The 15,956-nt window shown below is 37.5% G+C and carries 12 protein-coding genes; 7 read left to right on the top strand and 5 right to left on the bottom strand.

Annotated features, from left to right (window positions below; all coding sequences use genetic code 11):
* Positions 1-12 precede the first annotated feature (12 nt).
* Entirely contained in the window at positions 13-513 is a 501-nt protein-coding gene (locus H5V42_RS11800) for an RNA polymerase sigma factor (RefSeq protein ID WP_185783380.1), read from the bottom strand.
* Positions 514-634: 121 nt separating this feature from the next.
* Between H5V42_RS11800 and H5V42_RS11795 the strand changes: the two genes are divergently transcribed.
* From H5V42_RS11795 to H5V42_RS11785, 3 genes are all read left to right on the top strand, one after another.
* Positions 635-2,731, top strand: a complete 2,097-nt coding sequence (locus tag H5V42_RS11795) for a hypothetical protein (RefSeq protein WP_185783379.1) — start codon at positions 635-637, stop codon at positions 2,729-2,731.
* A gap of 150 nt (positions 2,732-2,881) precedes the next feature.
* Entirely contained in the window at positions 2,882-4,210 is a 1,329-nt protein-coding gene (ffh, locus tag H5V42_RS11790) for a signal recognition particle protein (RefSeq protein ID WP_185783378.1), read from the top strand.
* A 42-nt stretch (positions 4,211-4,252) separates the two neighbouring features.
* Entirely contained in the window at positions 4,253-5,125 is an 873-nt protein-coding gene (locus tag H5V42_RS11785) for a bifunctional 5,10-methylenetetrahydrofolate dehydrogenase/5,10-methenyltetrahydrofolate cyclohydrolase (RefSeq protein WP_185783377.1), read from the top strand.
* 2 nt (positions 5,126-5,127) lie between these two features.
* On the opposite strand, the gene H5V42_RS11780 is transcribed toward H5V42_RS11785, so the two are convergent.
* Positions 5,128-5,277: a hypothetical protein gene (locus tag H5V42_RS11780; RefSeq protein WP_185783376.1), complete on the bottom strand. Its 150-nt coding sequence runs from the start codon at positions 5,275-5,277 to the stop codon at positions 5,128-5,130.
* Positions 5,278-5,503: 226 nt separating this feature from the next.
* Here H5V42_RS11780 and H5V42_RS11775 point away from each other — a divergent pair, with 226 nt between their 5' ends.
* The 4 genes from H5V42_RS11775 (at position 5,504) to H5V42_RS11760 (ending at position 14,286) form a co-directional block, all read left to right on the top strand.
* A complete protein-coding gene (locus tag H5V42_RS11775; RefSeq protein WP_185783375.1) occupies positions 5,504-7,234 on the top strand; it encodes an alpha/beta hydrolase-fold protein in 1,731 nt (576 codons plus the stop codon).
* Positions 7,235-7,237: 3 nt separating this feature from the next.
* Positions 7,238-7,858 (top strand): DUF2306 domain-containing protein, encoded by a 621-nt coding sequence (locus H5V42_RS11770; protein ID WP_185783374.1) that lies wholly within the window; start codon positions 7,238-7,240, stop codon positions 7,856-7,858.
* A gap of 107 nt (positions 7,859-7,965) precedes the next feature.
* Positions 7,966-8,937 (top strand): aldo/keto reductase, encoded by a 972-nt coding sequence (locus H5V42_RS11765; RefSeq protein ID WP_185783373.1) that lies wholly within the window; start codon positions 7,966-7,968, stop codon positions 8,935-8,937.
* A gap of 213 nt (positions 8,938-9,150) precedes the next feature.
* Complete coding sequence (locus tag H5V42_RS11760) at positions 9,151-14,286, top strand: Ig-like domain-containing protein (RefSeq protein WP_185783372.1); 5,136 nt, start codon at positions 9,151-9,153, stop codon at positions 14,284-14,286.
* Positions 14,287-14,316: 30 nt separating this feature from the next.
* Here H5V42_RS11760 and H5V42_RS11755 read toward each other — a convergent pair whose 3' ends face one another.
* From H5V42_RS11755 to H5V42_RS11745, 3 genes are read right to left on the bottom strand one after another with little or no spacing between them, the layout of a single operon-like run.
* Complete coding sequence (locus H5V42_RS11755; RefSeq protein WP_185783371.1) at positions 14,317-14,742, bottom strand: VOC family protein; 426 nt, start codon at positions 14,740-14,742, stop codon at positions 14,317-14,319.
* A 55-nt stretch (positions 14,743-14,797) separates the two neighbouring features.
* Positions 14,798-15,046 carry a DUF7218 family protein gene (locus H5V42_RS11750; protein ID WP_185783370.1) on the bottom strand — a complete coding sequence of 83 codons (249 nt, stop codon included), beginning with the start codon at positions 15,044-15,046 and terminating at the stop codon, positions 14,798-14,800.
* Positions 15,047-15,082: 36 nt separating this feature from the next.
* Positions 15,083-15,925 carry an alpha/beta fold hydrolase gene (locus tag H5V42_RS11745; protein WP_185783369.1) on the bottom strand — a complete coding sequence of 281 codons (843 nt, stop codon included), beginning with the start codon at positions 15,923-15,925 and terminating at the stop codon, positions 15,083-15,085.
* Positions 15,926-15,956 lie beyond the last annotated feature (31 nt).

The raw sequence follows: 15,956 nt of genomic DNA, 5'->3' as shown, positions 1-15,956 counted from the left end.
TTTATTTCATATTTATATTCCATCAATATGTTCTCTCAAATATTTTAGCGCCAAATGCATTCTTTTTTCAATAGCCTTTACGCTTACCCCTTCCATTTCAGCAATTTCTGCATATTTTTTACCGTCAATTCTATTTAATAAAAAAGTGGTTCTTTGATTTTCAGGCAAGCTATTTAGAGCATTGTTGAGTTTATCTTCAAATTGTTTTTCCTCTAAAACAAATTCTGGAGACTCGTAGGTAGTAGTATGTGTATGCCTATCGGCGTATTTAAGTTTCACCTTTTCTGCCTTAAGTACATTTAAGTACAAGTTGTTGGCAACAGTAAATAAATAAGATTTAGCTTTATCTGGTGTTACCTTACTACAATTCTCCCAAAGCTTTACAAAAGCTTCTTGAACAGCGTCATGAGCTTTTTCTTCATTACCAAATTTATAATAGATGAAATTGAAAACCGTTTTAGAATGGGTTGAGAAAATTGAGCTATACTGTTGCTCTTCACAAACATTGTTCATGTTTAGGCTACTTTCTTAGGTTGATTTCTCTAAAGATATTTTAAAAAAATTAATCGTTAGGTAGGGTTTTTTAAAAGTAGGTTGTTTTAAGGCTGTAAATAACGAATAAATCCAAATCGATATGAAAAATAGTATTACTAAACTTTTTAGAGCGGCATTCTTTTTTGCGCTTTTAACGTTTGCTTCTTGTCAAGAAGAATTTGAAGAAATTGGAGGACAAGAACAAGAAACCATTGAAGCAGGTTCTACTACAGCCAACTTAATTGTGAATACATCTGCTAATGATGGTTCCTATGATAATATTGTAGATGAAGCTAGCTGTTTTGCAATTCAGTTTCCTTACACAGTTGAGATTGCAGACGTTCAAATAACTATTGACGCTGTAGAAGACTTACATATTATTGAAGAAATTTTTGATGAGTTTGATACAGATGATGATATTTTAGAAATTCTTTTCCCCATTACGGTAACTTTTGCTGATTATTCAGAATTGGTAATAGAAAATAAAGAACAGCTACGAGAATTGGCAGCTGATTGTATTGAGGGCGGGGAAGATGATGATATTGAATGTATAGATTTTGTATACCCAATAACACTTTTCACTTTTGATATTAATCAACAAGTTACCGGTGAGGTTCAAGTGAATTCTGACCGTGAAATGCGTAGGTTTTTTAAAGAAAAAGATGCTTCTGATTTAGTGAGTATCGACTACCCTGTAACCTTAGCTAAATATGATGGTACAGAAGTTACCGTACAAACTAATGCTCAATTGGCAATGGCTTTAGAAACTGCTAAAGATGAGTGTGATGAAGATGATGACGATGATTATAACGATGATGATTTTGATGAAGAGCGTTTTCTAGAATATTTAACTGATTGTCCTTGGAAATTAAGAGACATTAGAAGGCTTGGTGTAGACCAATTAGGACAGTATGAAGGTTTTACGTTTGAATTCGAAGAAGAAGGTGTAGTAACAATTACAGGACCTTATGGAAATGCCACAGCTGAAGGCGAGTGGTCATATGAATTTACTGCCAACGGATTATTAGTAAGTCTAGCTTTTACTAATTACACAGATTTTAATGCTACCTGGTTGGTTTACGAAATAGAAGAAGGCAAAATAAAATTCTATTCTGATAGTGATAACAGAATTGTTTTAAAGAAGTTCTGTGAAGGTGATGATGATGATGACAGTTCAACCGATTGTAACATTGAAGAAGTAGCAGAGTATTTAGAAACGTGTAACTGGAGAGTTGCAGATACCTCTGACGAATTTGAGTTCGAAGGAACCATAGATTTCTCTAACAGAAATATTCATGCCTATTATGATACTGGCGCTTTTGGTGACGAAGGTAATTGGGAAATTGTAGAAGGTAAATTAAGATTTAATGCGCTTTTTGATGCAGTTGAACCCTTGAGCGGCGATTGGGAAGTTGTGCAATGCGGTCCAGAACGCATTAAGTTAATGAACGCAGACAACAGGTATGTTGTAATAGAAAAAGATTGTGAATTTGAAGTGCCAACCTTAGATGGTTTACTAGCGCAATTAACCGAGTGTGCTTGGATAGTTGAAGATTTTGTGAATCAAGGATTTGAAAATGATAGAATTCTAGGATACGAATTAGAATTTACAACAACAGGTATGGTTACTTTAAGCAACGGTGTTGAAGTATCAGAAGGTACTTGGGAAGTAGGCTTTAACAACGCCCAGCAATTAGCACTTCAAATGAGTATCGAAGGTGAGCCAGATTTAAGTTATGAATGGGCCTTGGTTGAGGCAGAAGATGGCAATCTTTACTTTAAGATTGAAGAGTTTGAATACGAACTAGAATTAGAAAAAGTTTGCGAAGCCAATACAACTGATAGTGATGTACTTGAAATCAGAAATATAATGATGGGTGGTACTTGGATGGTTGCTTTATTTGAATATGATGAAACCAATAATACCGTAAGTTATCAAGAGTATGATTTTAGTTTTTCAGCAGATAATACCGTTGAGGTTTCTGTAAATAACGATCCAATTACCACAGGTTTATGGAGAGTAATAAGAGATAGTGATGGCGACCTTAAATTATACTTAAACTTAGGTGTTGAAGACCCATTTGATGAATTAACCGAAGATTGGGATATTGGCACAGTTACTGTAGATAGAATAGAGTTGTTAGACGATAAAGAAGATGAAACCGCAGAAATCTTAGTTTTCGAAAAACGAATTTAAAATTTTACCCCACATCTTTTAAAAGGACGGTTTGCCTCAAAGCCGTCCTTTTATTTTTTTTAAACCTACTCAACTATTTACTTGAGTATCAAACATAGAATCCATTGGTATTTCATAAATTTGTCGTTCTTCAAAAAATGATGATAGCCGATGTTTGATAATCTTAGCGATAAACTCGACAAAGCCTTACATAATTTAAAAGGGCACGGAAAAATCACAGAAATTAATGTGGCCGAAACCCTAAAAGAAGTGCGTAGAGCATTATTAGATGCTGACGTTAACTTTAAAATTGCCAAAGAATTTACCAATACGGTAAAAGAAAAGGCACTAGGGCAAGATGTTTTAACCAATTTAAAACCAGGACAGTTAATGGTCAAAATCGTTAAAGACGAATTGACCGAACTTATGGGAGGTGATGCTGCTGATATTAACTTAGGAGGTAACCCATCTGTAATTTTAATGTCTGGTTTACAAGGTTCTGGTAAAACCACCTTTTCTGGTAAACTAGCCAACTTTCTTAAAAACAAAAAAACTAAAAAACCCTTATTAGTAGCTTGTGATGTGCATCGTCCTGCAGCAATAGACCAATTGCATGTGGTTGGCGAACAAATAGGCGTAGAGGTATATTCTGATCGCGGCAATAATAACCCCGTAGCCATAGCTCAAGATGGTATTAAAAAAGCTAAAGAGCTAGGTTGTAATGTGGTCATTATAGATACGGCGGGTAGACTTGCAGTTGACAAAGAAATGATGGATGAAATATCTAACATTCATAAAGCAATTCAGCCACAAGAAACCCTCTTTGTAGTGGATTCTATGACAGGTCAAGATGCAGTAAATACCGCAAAGGCCTTTAATGATGTATTAAATTTTGATGGGGTTATCTTAACCAAGTTAGATGGTGATACTCGTGGTGGTGCTGCAATATCTATTAAATCGGTAGTCAATAAACCAATCAAATTCATTGGTACAGGAGAGAAAATGGAAGCTATTGATGTTTTCTATCCTTCTCGTATGGCCGATAGAATTTTGGGAATGGGTGATGTGGTTTCTCTTGTTGAACGTGCTCAAGAACAGTTCGATGAAGAGCAAGCACGTAAAATTCAAAAGAAAATTGCCAAGAATAAATTTGGTTTTGATGACTTCTTAACCCAAATCCATCAAATTAAAAAGATGGGTAATATGAAAGATTTAATGGGCATGATTCCTGGTATGGGTAAAGCCCTAAAAGGTATTGATATTGATGATGATGCCTTTAAGCATATTGAAGCTATGATTTATTCCATGACACCAGATGAACGTGCAAACCCAAACAAATTAAATGCTAGCCGTAAAAAACGCATTGCAGCAGGTAGTGGTAGAACTATACAAGATGTAAATCAACTATTAAAACAGTTCGACCAAATGAGTAAAATGATGAAGATGATGCAGGGCGGACGCGGCAAACAAATGATGCAGATGATGCAGAATATGCGTTAAAAATCATCAAAATTCTAATCCTAATAGCCTACAACAATACTTATGGAAATTCTAGACGGTAAGAAAATTTCAAACGATATCAAGCAAGAAATTGCTGAAGAAGTAGCTAAAATGAAAGACAGAGGGGAGAAGGTACCTCATTTAGCAGCGGTTTTAGTAGGTAATGATGGTGCTAGTTTAACCTATGTAGGTAGTAAGGTGCGTACTTGTAAAAAAATAGGTTTTGAGTCAACCTTAATTCATTTGCCAGAAGATACTTCAGAAGAAAAACTACTTGCCCAGGTTGAAGCATTAAATGCCAATCCTGAAATTGACGGTTACATTGTACAGCTGCCTTTACCAAAACATATTAATGAGCAAAAAGTACTATTAGCTGTTGACCCTAGCAAAGATGTCGATGGTTTTCATCCAGAGAATTTTGGTAAAATGGCTTTAGATATGGTTTCTTTTATTCCGGCAACACCTTACGGTATTATGGAGTTATTACGTAGGTATGATGTAGATACAACAGGCAAGCATACGGTTGTTATTGGTAGGAGTCACATTGTTGGTAGACCTATAAGTATTTTAATGAGCCAAAAAGGTAAAGCTGCTGATGCCACAGTTACCTTAACGCATAGTAGAACTCAAAATCTAAAAGAATTTACTAAAAATGCTGATATCATTGTATCTGCTTTAGGAGTGCCAGATTTTCTCAAAGCAGACATGGTAAAAGAAGGTGTGGTTATAATTGATGTAGGTATTACCAGAGTTCCAGACAGTTCAGAAAAAGGGTACTATATCACTGGCGATGTTGATTTTGATGAAGTAGCACCAAAAGCTTCTCATATTACCCCGGTACCAGGTGGAGTAGGGCCTATGACTATTGCTATGTTACTTAAAAATACATTGTTGGCACGTAAACGCCAAAACTAAATTTAAGCTTTCTGATTATCTTTTGTTAATGCAAGTTGTTCTTCAGTTTCTTCTGGGGTTAGAACTTCTAAATCATCACCTTCATCATTGGTGCAGCTGCTTAATGCCATACCACTAAATACAAGTGATACTAATAAAAGAATGGTTTTCATTTCAAGTAAAATTTGGGATTTCACAGGTTTAAAACGTTTTAAAGTTAAACATCTTGTTTTCTTAACCAGTAATTCGATGAGTGGTTATGAGTACCTTTTTACAGCATAACACGTTTACTAATAGCGTTTTGCACTAACTAGACTAATTATATTTAAGTATTAATTTACAGCTACGGTTTACTTTCGAATTTAAGATTTGTGTATCTTAATGGTTTAATCAACCACCATGAAACAACTATATGTACTGCTACTTCTTTGTAGTCTAATTTTTATTGGCTGTAACACCAACCCCAAAAAAAGCGCTACGGTTAGCGTATCATTTTCAAATACAGTTTCTGAGAAAGCTTTAGATGGTCGATTGCTATTAATGTTTTCTACAGATGATACTAAGGAACCTCGATTTCAAATTAATGCGGGTCTAAATGCACAGCCTATTTTCGGATTAAATGTTGAGGCCATGCAACCTAGCCAAGAAATAGTTTTTGATGAAACCATTTTTGGTTTTCCCTATGAAAGCATGTCCGATTTACCCCCTGGTACATATAATGTACAAGCGCTATTGCATACCTATGAAACCTTTAACCTGGCTACTGGACATACGGTAAAATTGCCAATGGATAATGGTGAAGGTCAACAATGGAATCGCTCTCCTGGAAACCTATACAGTAAACCATTCAAAATTACAATTGGGGAAAATGGGATAACCAATGTTAATGTAGTAATGAATGAAATTATACCAGAAATTGAAGAGCCAGCGGATACAGAATGGATAAAACACATAAAAATAAAATCAGAAAAGTTATCAGAATTTTGGGGTAGAGACATGTATTTAGGAGCTCACGTATTATTACCCAAAGGTTTTAATGAGCATCCAGAAGCTAAATATCCATTAATGATTTTTCACGGTCATTTCCCAAGTGATTTTGGCGGATTTAGAACCACACCCCCAGACCCCAATTTAGAACCCGATTTTGCAGCCAGATTTAATGTAGAAGGATACAACATCATGCAGCAGCAAGAAGCCTATGATTTTTATAAACGATGGAATGATCCTGGTTTTCCAAGATTTATAATCATAGAAATAAAGCATCCTACGCCATATTATGATGATTCGTATGCAGTAAATTCTGCGAGTCAAGGGCCCTATGGTGATGCTATTACCTATGAATTAATACCGCATATAGAAAAAGAATTTAGAGGAATGGGAGAAGGTTGGTCTCGTTTTTTATATGGTGGTTCTACGGGTGGTTGGGAGGCTTTAGCTGTACAAGTAAAATACCCCGAAGAATACAATGGTTGTTTTGCAGCATGCCCAGACCCCATAGATTTTAGAGCATATTGCTTGTCTAATATTTATGAAGATGAAAATGCTTATTTCTATAATTCTGAGCATAAGACTACTGAAATTCCAGGCCATAGAAATTACCTTGGCAAAGTGGATATTTCAGTTAAAGATTACAATTATTTAGAATATGTTTTGGGTACAAAATCTAGGTCTGGTCAGCAGTGGGATATCTGGGAAGCTACCTATTCTCCGCAGGGAGAGGATGGATACCCCGAAAGATTATGGGATAAAAAAACAGGTAAAATCAATCATTCTGTAGCAGAATTTTGGAAAGAAAATTATGATTTACGCCATATTTTAGAACGAGATTGGGATAAACTCGGAGACAAGCTTAAAGGTAAAATACATATTTACTGTGGTGATATGGACAACTATTACCTTAATAATGCCGTTTACCTAATGGAAGACTTTCTCGAAAGTACCACTGACCCGTATTATGCTGGTGAGGTAGATTATGGTGACAGAGCAGAACATTGTTGGAATGGTGACCAAGAAAACCCAAATCATATTAGTAGGCTTCGATACAATAGTATGTATGTGCCAAAAATTATGAAACGTATTCAAGAATCGGCACCTGCGGGAGCAGATTTAACAAGTTGGAGATATCAATAAAAAATGAGTGGTTCTAATAGAGTAGCGTGGTTCGTTTTTGGGTTGTTAGCCATTAGCATTGGGTTGTATCCTATCTCCTATTTATTTATAGACTCTAGCTATGGGTTTTTATCTCAAAAACCAGCAGAATTAGTAATCAACATTTTATGGAAAATAGGGTTTTATGGCCATATTACTTTCGGGGGTATTGCGCTTCTAGTTGGTTGGTCACAGTTCAGTGTTCGGTTACGTAAAAAGCGGTTAGCGCTACATCGCAACTTGGGTAAAATATACGTAACCACAGCAGTAATAAGCGGGGTTTGTGGTTTTGCGATTGGACCTTTTGCTACAGGTGGTTTGGTATCTGCTTTAGGCTTTATGGCTCTGGGCGCTATATGGTTATATACCACGTATAAGGCCTACATAGCCGTTAAGAAAAAAGATATTGACCTACACCAAGGAATGATGGTGTATAGTTATGCAGCATGCTTTGCGGCAGTTACACTGCGCATTTATTTACCTATTCTCATTCTTATATTTGGTGAATTTCTTATTGCTTATAAAATTGTAGCTTGGATGTGTTGGGTGCCTAATATTGCTTTTGCGTTCTATTGGGTAAGACGAAAAGGACTTCAAATAGGATAAGTTTATAGGTCAAATAATTTAAAAATGTGCTTTGAGTGCTACATAGCAGTATTTCCCTCTAAAGAAAAAATAATAATGAAGAACTATTGTAATAAGAAAGGTTTACTATGAAGTATAGAAGGTTTGGTAGAACAAATTGGCAAGTAAGTGAAGTAGGATACGGTATGTGGGGTATGGCAGGTTGGAAAGCCTCTGATGACCTTCAATCTGCACATTCTCTAGATTTGGCTGTTGAAAACGGCGTTAATTTTTTTGATACCGCTTGGGGATATGGAGAAGGCCATAGCGAACAACTTTTAGGTGCTTTGGTAAAAAGACATCCTTCTAAAAAATTATATACGGCCAGTAAGATACCTCCAAAGAATTTTCAGTGGCCCGCTAAACCAGAATATGCTTTTGAAGATTCATATCCTACGCAGCATATTATGGATTATACTGATAAAACATTAAAGAACTTAGGTTTAGAACAAATAGACTTAATGCAGTTTCACACTTGGGATGATACCTGGAGCAAAAGAGAGGAGTGGCAAAGAGCGGTTGAAGAGTTAAAGAACTCTGGAAAAGTTGCGGCCATGGGTATAAGCATGAACCGCTGGGAACCTGAAAATGGTATTCTGGCGCTGAGAACAGAATTATTAGATGCCGTACAAGTAATCTATAATATTTTTGATCAAGCTCCGGAAGACAAGTTATTTCCATTATGTGAAAAACTAGATATTGGGGTAATTGCAAGAGTACCTTTTGATGAAGGCACCTTAACAGGTAATTTAACCAAAGAAACCACTTTCCCAGAAGGAGATTGGAGGGGTGCGTACTTTGTGCCAGAAAACCTAAATTCTTCTGTTGCGCATGCAGATGCATTAAGACCACTTATTCCAGAAGGTATGACCATGGCAGAAATGGCGCTACGCTTTATTTTAGAGAATAAACATGTAGGAACCACCATTCCTGGGATGAGAAAACAACGTAATGTTTTGGCAAATACTGCTACGAGTGATGGCAATTCATTGTCTAGTGAGCTTTATAAAGAACTCAAAAAACATCGTTGGGATAGGGTACCCACATCTTGGTCACAATAATCTACTCTGTAAAGTACTACACCATTTATAGAATGCTTTCTGATTAACGCATTAACAGTACATTTTAAGGGAAGTTCATCGAGTTTTACAGGTAGCTCATCGAAAATGAAGACTCATCATTCTTTTCATGATAAATATCATTATTGGAGCTAAAGGCTAAAAGTATTTTTGTTGGTAATATTCTGATAATAAGATTAATATCAAACAAATATTATGAAGAAAAGTCTACCCCAATTAAAACTACTTTTCGTTTTTGCATTCATCATAGCCTTGTTCTCTTTTATCCCATATTTTGCTGGGCCAGGATTAACAGAGGCAGAGCCTATTGGCAGTTTTTTAAATGGTAATTTTCCTAGCGAACCTCTCGAAGCTAAACCCTACAGAAAAGCTTTTCCTAACCTAACCTTTGATTCGCCTATTACTTTTAATGCTATACCCAATAGCAATAGAATAGTAATTGGACAACGAGATGGCAAAATATTTTCATTTGAAAATGATGAAACCACAACAAATAAAAGCTTGGTAGCTGATTTCTCTTATGACGTGGGTACACCTTTAGATGGCGGCTTTTTAGGTACAGCAGTTCATCCCCGTTTTGGAGAATTGGGTAAGAATTACCTGTATATGTGGTACTCAACTAGAGATTCTTTAGGAGGACATCAACCTCATGGTATGGCTAGCGGATTTGGTTGTACGCAAGAAGAATGGTTTTGGGGTAACCATTTGGTGTTAAAACGTATTGAGCTAAACCCAACAACCTATGCTATGATTCCTAATTCAGAGTTAACTATGATACAAGTGCGTATGTATGGTTCAACTCATCGTGGTGGTGGAATGGTGTTTGGTGATGACGGCTTTTTATACCTAACCACAGGTGAACAAACAGGTTATGCTCGTGCTCAGAATTTAGAAAATAATATAGATGGTGGCGTACTTCGTATTGATGTGGATATGGATTCATCTAAAAGCCACCCCCCAATTCGAAAAATGCAAGATGCTTCTATTTATGATGACGAGTTTTCGGGTGTGGGCTATTACATACCTAATGACAATCCTTTTTTGAGTCCAGACGGTTCAGCCTATGAAGAATATTTCACCATAGGGCACCGTAATCCGTATAGAATGACAAAAGACCGTGCAACAGGTACGCTCTACATTGGCGAAGTAGGGGAGAGCAATCATGAAGAAATTAATGTAGTACAATCTGGTGCAAATTACGGTTGGCCTGTTTTTGAAGGTAATGACCCAGGCCCCGTTGGAGTAGAAGGCTGTACAACCTTATACAATGATATGGTAGATACTAAACCTCTAGTATCTTTTCCAAGGCAAGATGCCAATTCCTTAATTGGTGGTTATGTGTATAATGGTACAGAAGTACCTAGCTTAGTAGGTAAATATGTTTGTGCTGATTTTGGTGTGGGTGAAGAAATATGGAGTGTAGATACTACGACAGGTAATTATAGTTTGTTAACGCAATTTTCTCCTACTGATATTATTTCTTTTGGTGAAGACCATAGCGGTGAGTTGTATTTACTAAGCTATGGCGATGGCGTTTCTTTATACCAAATTACAGAACCGCAAATTGATTCGAGTGAGATTCCTACACTACTTTCAGAAACCGGAATTTTTTCAGATGTAATCAATTTAACACCAAGTGATGGTGTATTGCCTTATGATATGGTAGAACCTTTCTGGTCAGATGGCGGGTTAAAACGTAGATGGTTTTCAGTGCCTAATGATGGTACGTACAATTCACCTGAAGAGCAAATTAAATTCACTGAAAACGGTGACTGGGAATTTCCAATAGGTTCGGTTTTGGTAAAACATTTCGATTTTGCTGTTGATGAAAGAGACCCTTCAATTTTACAACGTTTAGAAACCCGTATTGAGGTTCGAGCTACAGATGGTTCATATTATTATTTATTATACAAATGGAATGAATCTGGAACAGACGCCGTATTGCTTGATGGAGGGTATGAAGAAGATATCGTAATTACCCAAGCAGATGGTTCTACGCGTAATCAAACTTGGTATTACCCAAGTAGACAACAGTGTTATGAGTGTCATGGTAACTTTGGGGTATTGGGTCCAGCTACGCGTTATTTAAATACAGATGAAACGTATAAAACTGGCGTTACCGCAAACCAATTAGTTACCTATAGTTACTTAGGATTAATTGAAGAAACCATAACAGATGAAATTGCGGCAACATATCAAACCCATAAAGCATCTAATGACCCAACGGCGAGTTTAGCAGAAAGAGCACGTTCCTATTTAGATTTAAACTGTGCATATTGTCATAGACCAGGACGTTCTGGTGATAGAGCAGCGTTCGATTTACGTTTGTTCAATACCTTAGAACAGACCGGTTTATTAACCGCGGAGGCAAATACGCCAATTTATGGGGTAAGCGGAACAAAAATTATAGAACCGGGCAATGCTGCACAATCTTTACTATATCATAGAACAAACTCAGTAGACCCTACGATAATGATGCCGCCCTTAGGCAAGAGCGTTATTGATGTGCCAGGAACAGCCTTAATAGAAGATTGGATTAATTCCTTATCTAATACTCCTAATACCGTTGATATTCCTGAAGGAGATTATATCATAACTAATGTAGGAAGTAGCAAAGTATTAGATATCGCTGGAGCATCAGTAGACCCAGTGGCTGATATTATTCAAAACACCAATAATGGTAATCCTAGTCAAGAATTTGCAATTGTAAAAGATGTGGATTACTACACCATTCAGTCTACGTACAGTAATTTATATTTTGATACCGAAAATGATGGCCAAGGTTCGGGCACCAACGTAGTACAATATTACAGTAATGGAAATGAAAACCAACGTTGGAAATTTGAAGATTTAGGAAATAATCAGTTTGCCATTAAGAATAAATCTAACGGTCATTATTTAGGAATTGAAAACAATTCAGATGCTAATGCAGCCAGTGTAAAAACGTATTATAACGATGGCTCCGATTACATGCGATGGATATTAACGCCAGTTTCCACAATTGTAAATGTTACCGGGGTTTCAGTAACGCCTACTAGCGCGAATTTAGTGGAAGGTGAAACGGTGCAATTAACCGCTGAGGTGAGTCCAGCGAATGCTTCGGATACTGGTGTAAGTTGGTCTTCAGACAATGCACTTGTAGCTACGGTAGATGTCAATGGAAATGTGGATGCAATAGCTCCCGGTTTGGCGACCATAACGGTTACCGCGAACGATGGCGGTTTCACAGCCACTGCTGAAATAACGGTAGAAGCGATTGTGATTCCAGTAACGGGAATTTCGGTAACGCCAACCAACGCGAATTTAGTAGAAGGTGAAACAGTGCAATTAAACGCTGCTGTAAGTCCGGCCAATGCTTCGGATACTGGTGTAAGTTGGTCTTCAGACAATGAACTTGTAGCTACGGTAGATGTTAACGGAAATGTAGAGGCAATAGCTCCAGGGACCACATCAATAACAGTAACTACCAATGATGGAGGCTTTACAGCCACGACTGAAATAACGGTAGAAGCGAATGTGATTCCGGTAACGGGAATTTCTGTAACCCCAACTAGCGCGAATTTAGTAGAAGGGCAAACCCTCGAGTTAGCGGTTGAGGTATCTCCGTCTAATGCTTCGGATACTGGTGTAAGTTGGTCTTCCAACAACGAAGTTGTAGCTATGGTAGATGCTAATGGAAATGTGGAAGCCATAGCTCCCGGTTCGGCAACTATAACAGTAACCACCAATGATGGCGGTTTCACAGCCACTGCAGAAATAACAGTAGAAGCGAATGTGATTCCGGTAACAGGAATTTCAGTAACGCCAACCAACGCAAATTTAGTGGAAGGTGAAACAGTGCAATTAACCGCGGAGGTGAGTCCAGCCAATGCTTCGGATACTGGTGTAAATTGGTCATCAGACAATGAACTTGTAGCTACCGTTGATGCTAATGGAAATGTGGAGGCAATAGCTCCAGGTTCAGCGACCATAACAGTAACCACCAATGATGGAGGCTTTACAGCCACTGCTGAATTTACGGTAGAAGCAAATCTGATTCCGGTAACAGGAATTTCAGTAACGCCAACCAACGCGAATTTAGTAGAAGGGCAAAACCTCGAGTTAACCGCGGAGGTGAGTCCGACCAATGCTTCTGATACTAGTGTAAGTTGGTCTTCCAATAATGAAGCTGTAGTTACCGTTGATGCTATTGGAAATGTGGAGGCAATAGCTCCCGGTTCGGCGACCATAACGGTTACCACCAATGATGGAGGCTTTACAGCAACTGCTGAAATTACGGTAGAAGCAAATCTGATTCCGGTAACAGGAATTTCAGTAACGCCAACCAACGCGAATTTAGTAGAAGGGCAAACCCTTGAGTTAACCGAAGAGGTGAGTCCGGCCAATGCTTCGGATACTAGTGTAAGTTGGTCTTCCAATAATGAAGCTGTAGTTACCGTTGATGCTAATGGAAATGTTGAGGCAATAGCTCCCGGTTCGGCGACCATAACAGTAACCACCAATGATGGAGGCTTTACAGCCACTGCTGAATTTACGGTAGAAGCGAATGTGATTCCAGTAACGGGAATTTCGGTAACGCCAACTAGCGCGAATTTAGTAGAAGGGCAAAACCTCGAGTTAACCGCGGAGGTGAGTCCAGCCAATGCTACGGATACTAATGTAAGTTGGTCTTCCAATAATGAAGTTGTAGCTACGGTAGACGCTAACGGAAATGTGGAGGCAATAGCTCCCGGTTCGGCGACCATAACGGTTACCGCGAATGATGGCGGTTTCACAGCCACTGCTGAAATAACGGTTGAAGAACAACTTGTGAATGTTGTTAGTATAGGCTTATCTGCTGAGGATGTAAAACTGTATGTTGGTGAAACTACTACCCTGATAGCCACAATTTATCCGGATAATGCTTCCGATAAAGCTGTGGTTTGGCAATCTACAGATGAAACTATTGCAGCCGTAGATGAATTTGGAATGGTTTCTGCAATTGCAGAAGGCGTAGCAACTATTAGGGCAACCACAAACGATGGTAACTTTACCGCTGAAGCCTTGATTAAGGTCATGGAGCAATTATCAAATGAGTTAATTACTGAACCCTCTTTTTATCCAAATCCTACTACAGGAATTTTGATTTTAGATGTACGAGCTTACATGAACCAAGAGGTGAGTATCACTATTTTTAATGAACTTCAACAATTAGTGTATCAAAATAAATTAATGCAAACCCATTCAGAAACTGAGGAAATAAGGGTAAGCGACTTTGCAGATGGGGTATATTATATAGTCTTTGAAACTGATGATACTCGAGAAGGTAAAATATTTATTTTAAAGAAATAGTAAAAAAGCCCTTGATTTTAAGGGCTTTATTTATTTAGCGAAAAGTTGATTCATGTCTTTAAAGGCCTTGAATTCCAATGCATTTCCGGCTGGGTCCAAGAAAAACATGGTAGCCTGCTCTCCAGGTAAGCCTTCAAATCTAATGTAGGGTTCAATTACAAATTGAATGCCCTTAGTTTTTAAATTAGTAGCAAAGCTTTGAAAAGTTTCCCATGGTAATACAACTCCATAATGTGGCACGGGTACATTTTTACCATCAACGGCGTTGGTATGTAAATCTTCACCTGATTTTGGTTTGTAATGAATAACGACTTGATGGCCAAAGAAATTAAAATCTATCCAATGGTCGCTACTTCTACCTTCAGTAAATCCTAAAGTTTCACGGTAAAATTCTCGGCATTCGTCAAGGTTATGAACCGGTATAGCTACATGAAAAGGAGTTAAGTTATGCTGCATTGCTTTTAGTTTGCCTTAAAAATAAATCAATGTAGTAACACCAACAAAAACAATTCTAATTACTTCGTAAAGCTTTGATAAGTTCGTCTTTGTTCATGTTTGAACGGCCATCAATACCAACTTTCTTAGCTTGCTCGTACAATTCTTCTTTAGTTCTGTCTTCGTAATTAGAAGCCTTACCACCTTTTTCACCAGAAAGCTGAGTATTTGCTATACGAGCAGCTTTTTCTTTGCTATAGCCTTTGTCTTTTAACGCTTCGTATTGTTCTTCATTTTTAATTTGTGGTCTTTTGTCTTTATCCATTTTCGTTTTTACAGCAAAGTAGACGATAACTATGGGTTATTTTGACTCCAAAAATTCAATGATTTCCTCATTTACATGCACTTGATGCATAGAATGCCCTAATCCTTCTGTAAGCACCAATCGGCTACTTTTCCAACTTTCGTGTACTTTAACAGATTCAGTATACAATACCTGTTTATCTTCTTTATCGTGAAATAATAAACCGGGTACCTTATTGTTTTTGGCAAACAAAGAGCTTTTGAATTCGTGCATATGAAAACCAAAAACGCTTTTTAAGCGTTCATCCATAGCTTCCCAAACAGTAGCATTGAACTTTAAGATTTTTTGATAATGATGCATAAAACTTTCAAAATCGCATGGTGAGCCTACCGTAACAATTTTTTGTACAGGTGCATCAGGATGTAGGTAATGGTCAAATAAAATCGTCATACCACCCATAGAATGGGCAACAACATAATCTGGCGTAAACTTATTTAAGATGTGTCGTAAAGATTCCGCATACAAAGGCACATGAAGCATTTCACCTGTAGAATACCCATGAGCGGGAGCATCAAAGGCCAAAATAGTAAAGTCTTTTTCTTGTAACATTTTAATAAGATTTCTCCAACGATAGGTATTACTTTCCCAACCGTGCAGTAACAATACCGTTTCTTTTCCACCTGTCCACTTATAGGTTTGAATATGTTGTTCACCAATTTCTTCAACCGTATGTTTGGCAGCATCTAAAAAGTCAGCCTGTTCTGGCTTTACGCGGCCTTTACGAATTGTACAAAATATATCAAAGGCTTTTTCCGCAGCTTTAGGTTTATTAAAAAGCGCCATACCGTTCAATAGCTGACCATAATATAAAGGAGCAACTTTTTCTATGATTTTTCGCATAATTGGTTACTTTTAGTAACTTACTATTAAT

Source organism: Croceivirga lutea (assembly GCF_014235875.1).
Classification (GTDB): Bacteria; Bacteroidota; Bacteroidia; order Flavobacteriales; family Flavobacteriaceae; genus Croceivirga; species Croceivirga lutea.
This window is presented reverse-complemented; position numbering and strand designations above follow the sequence as displayed.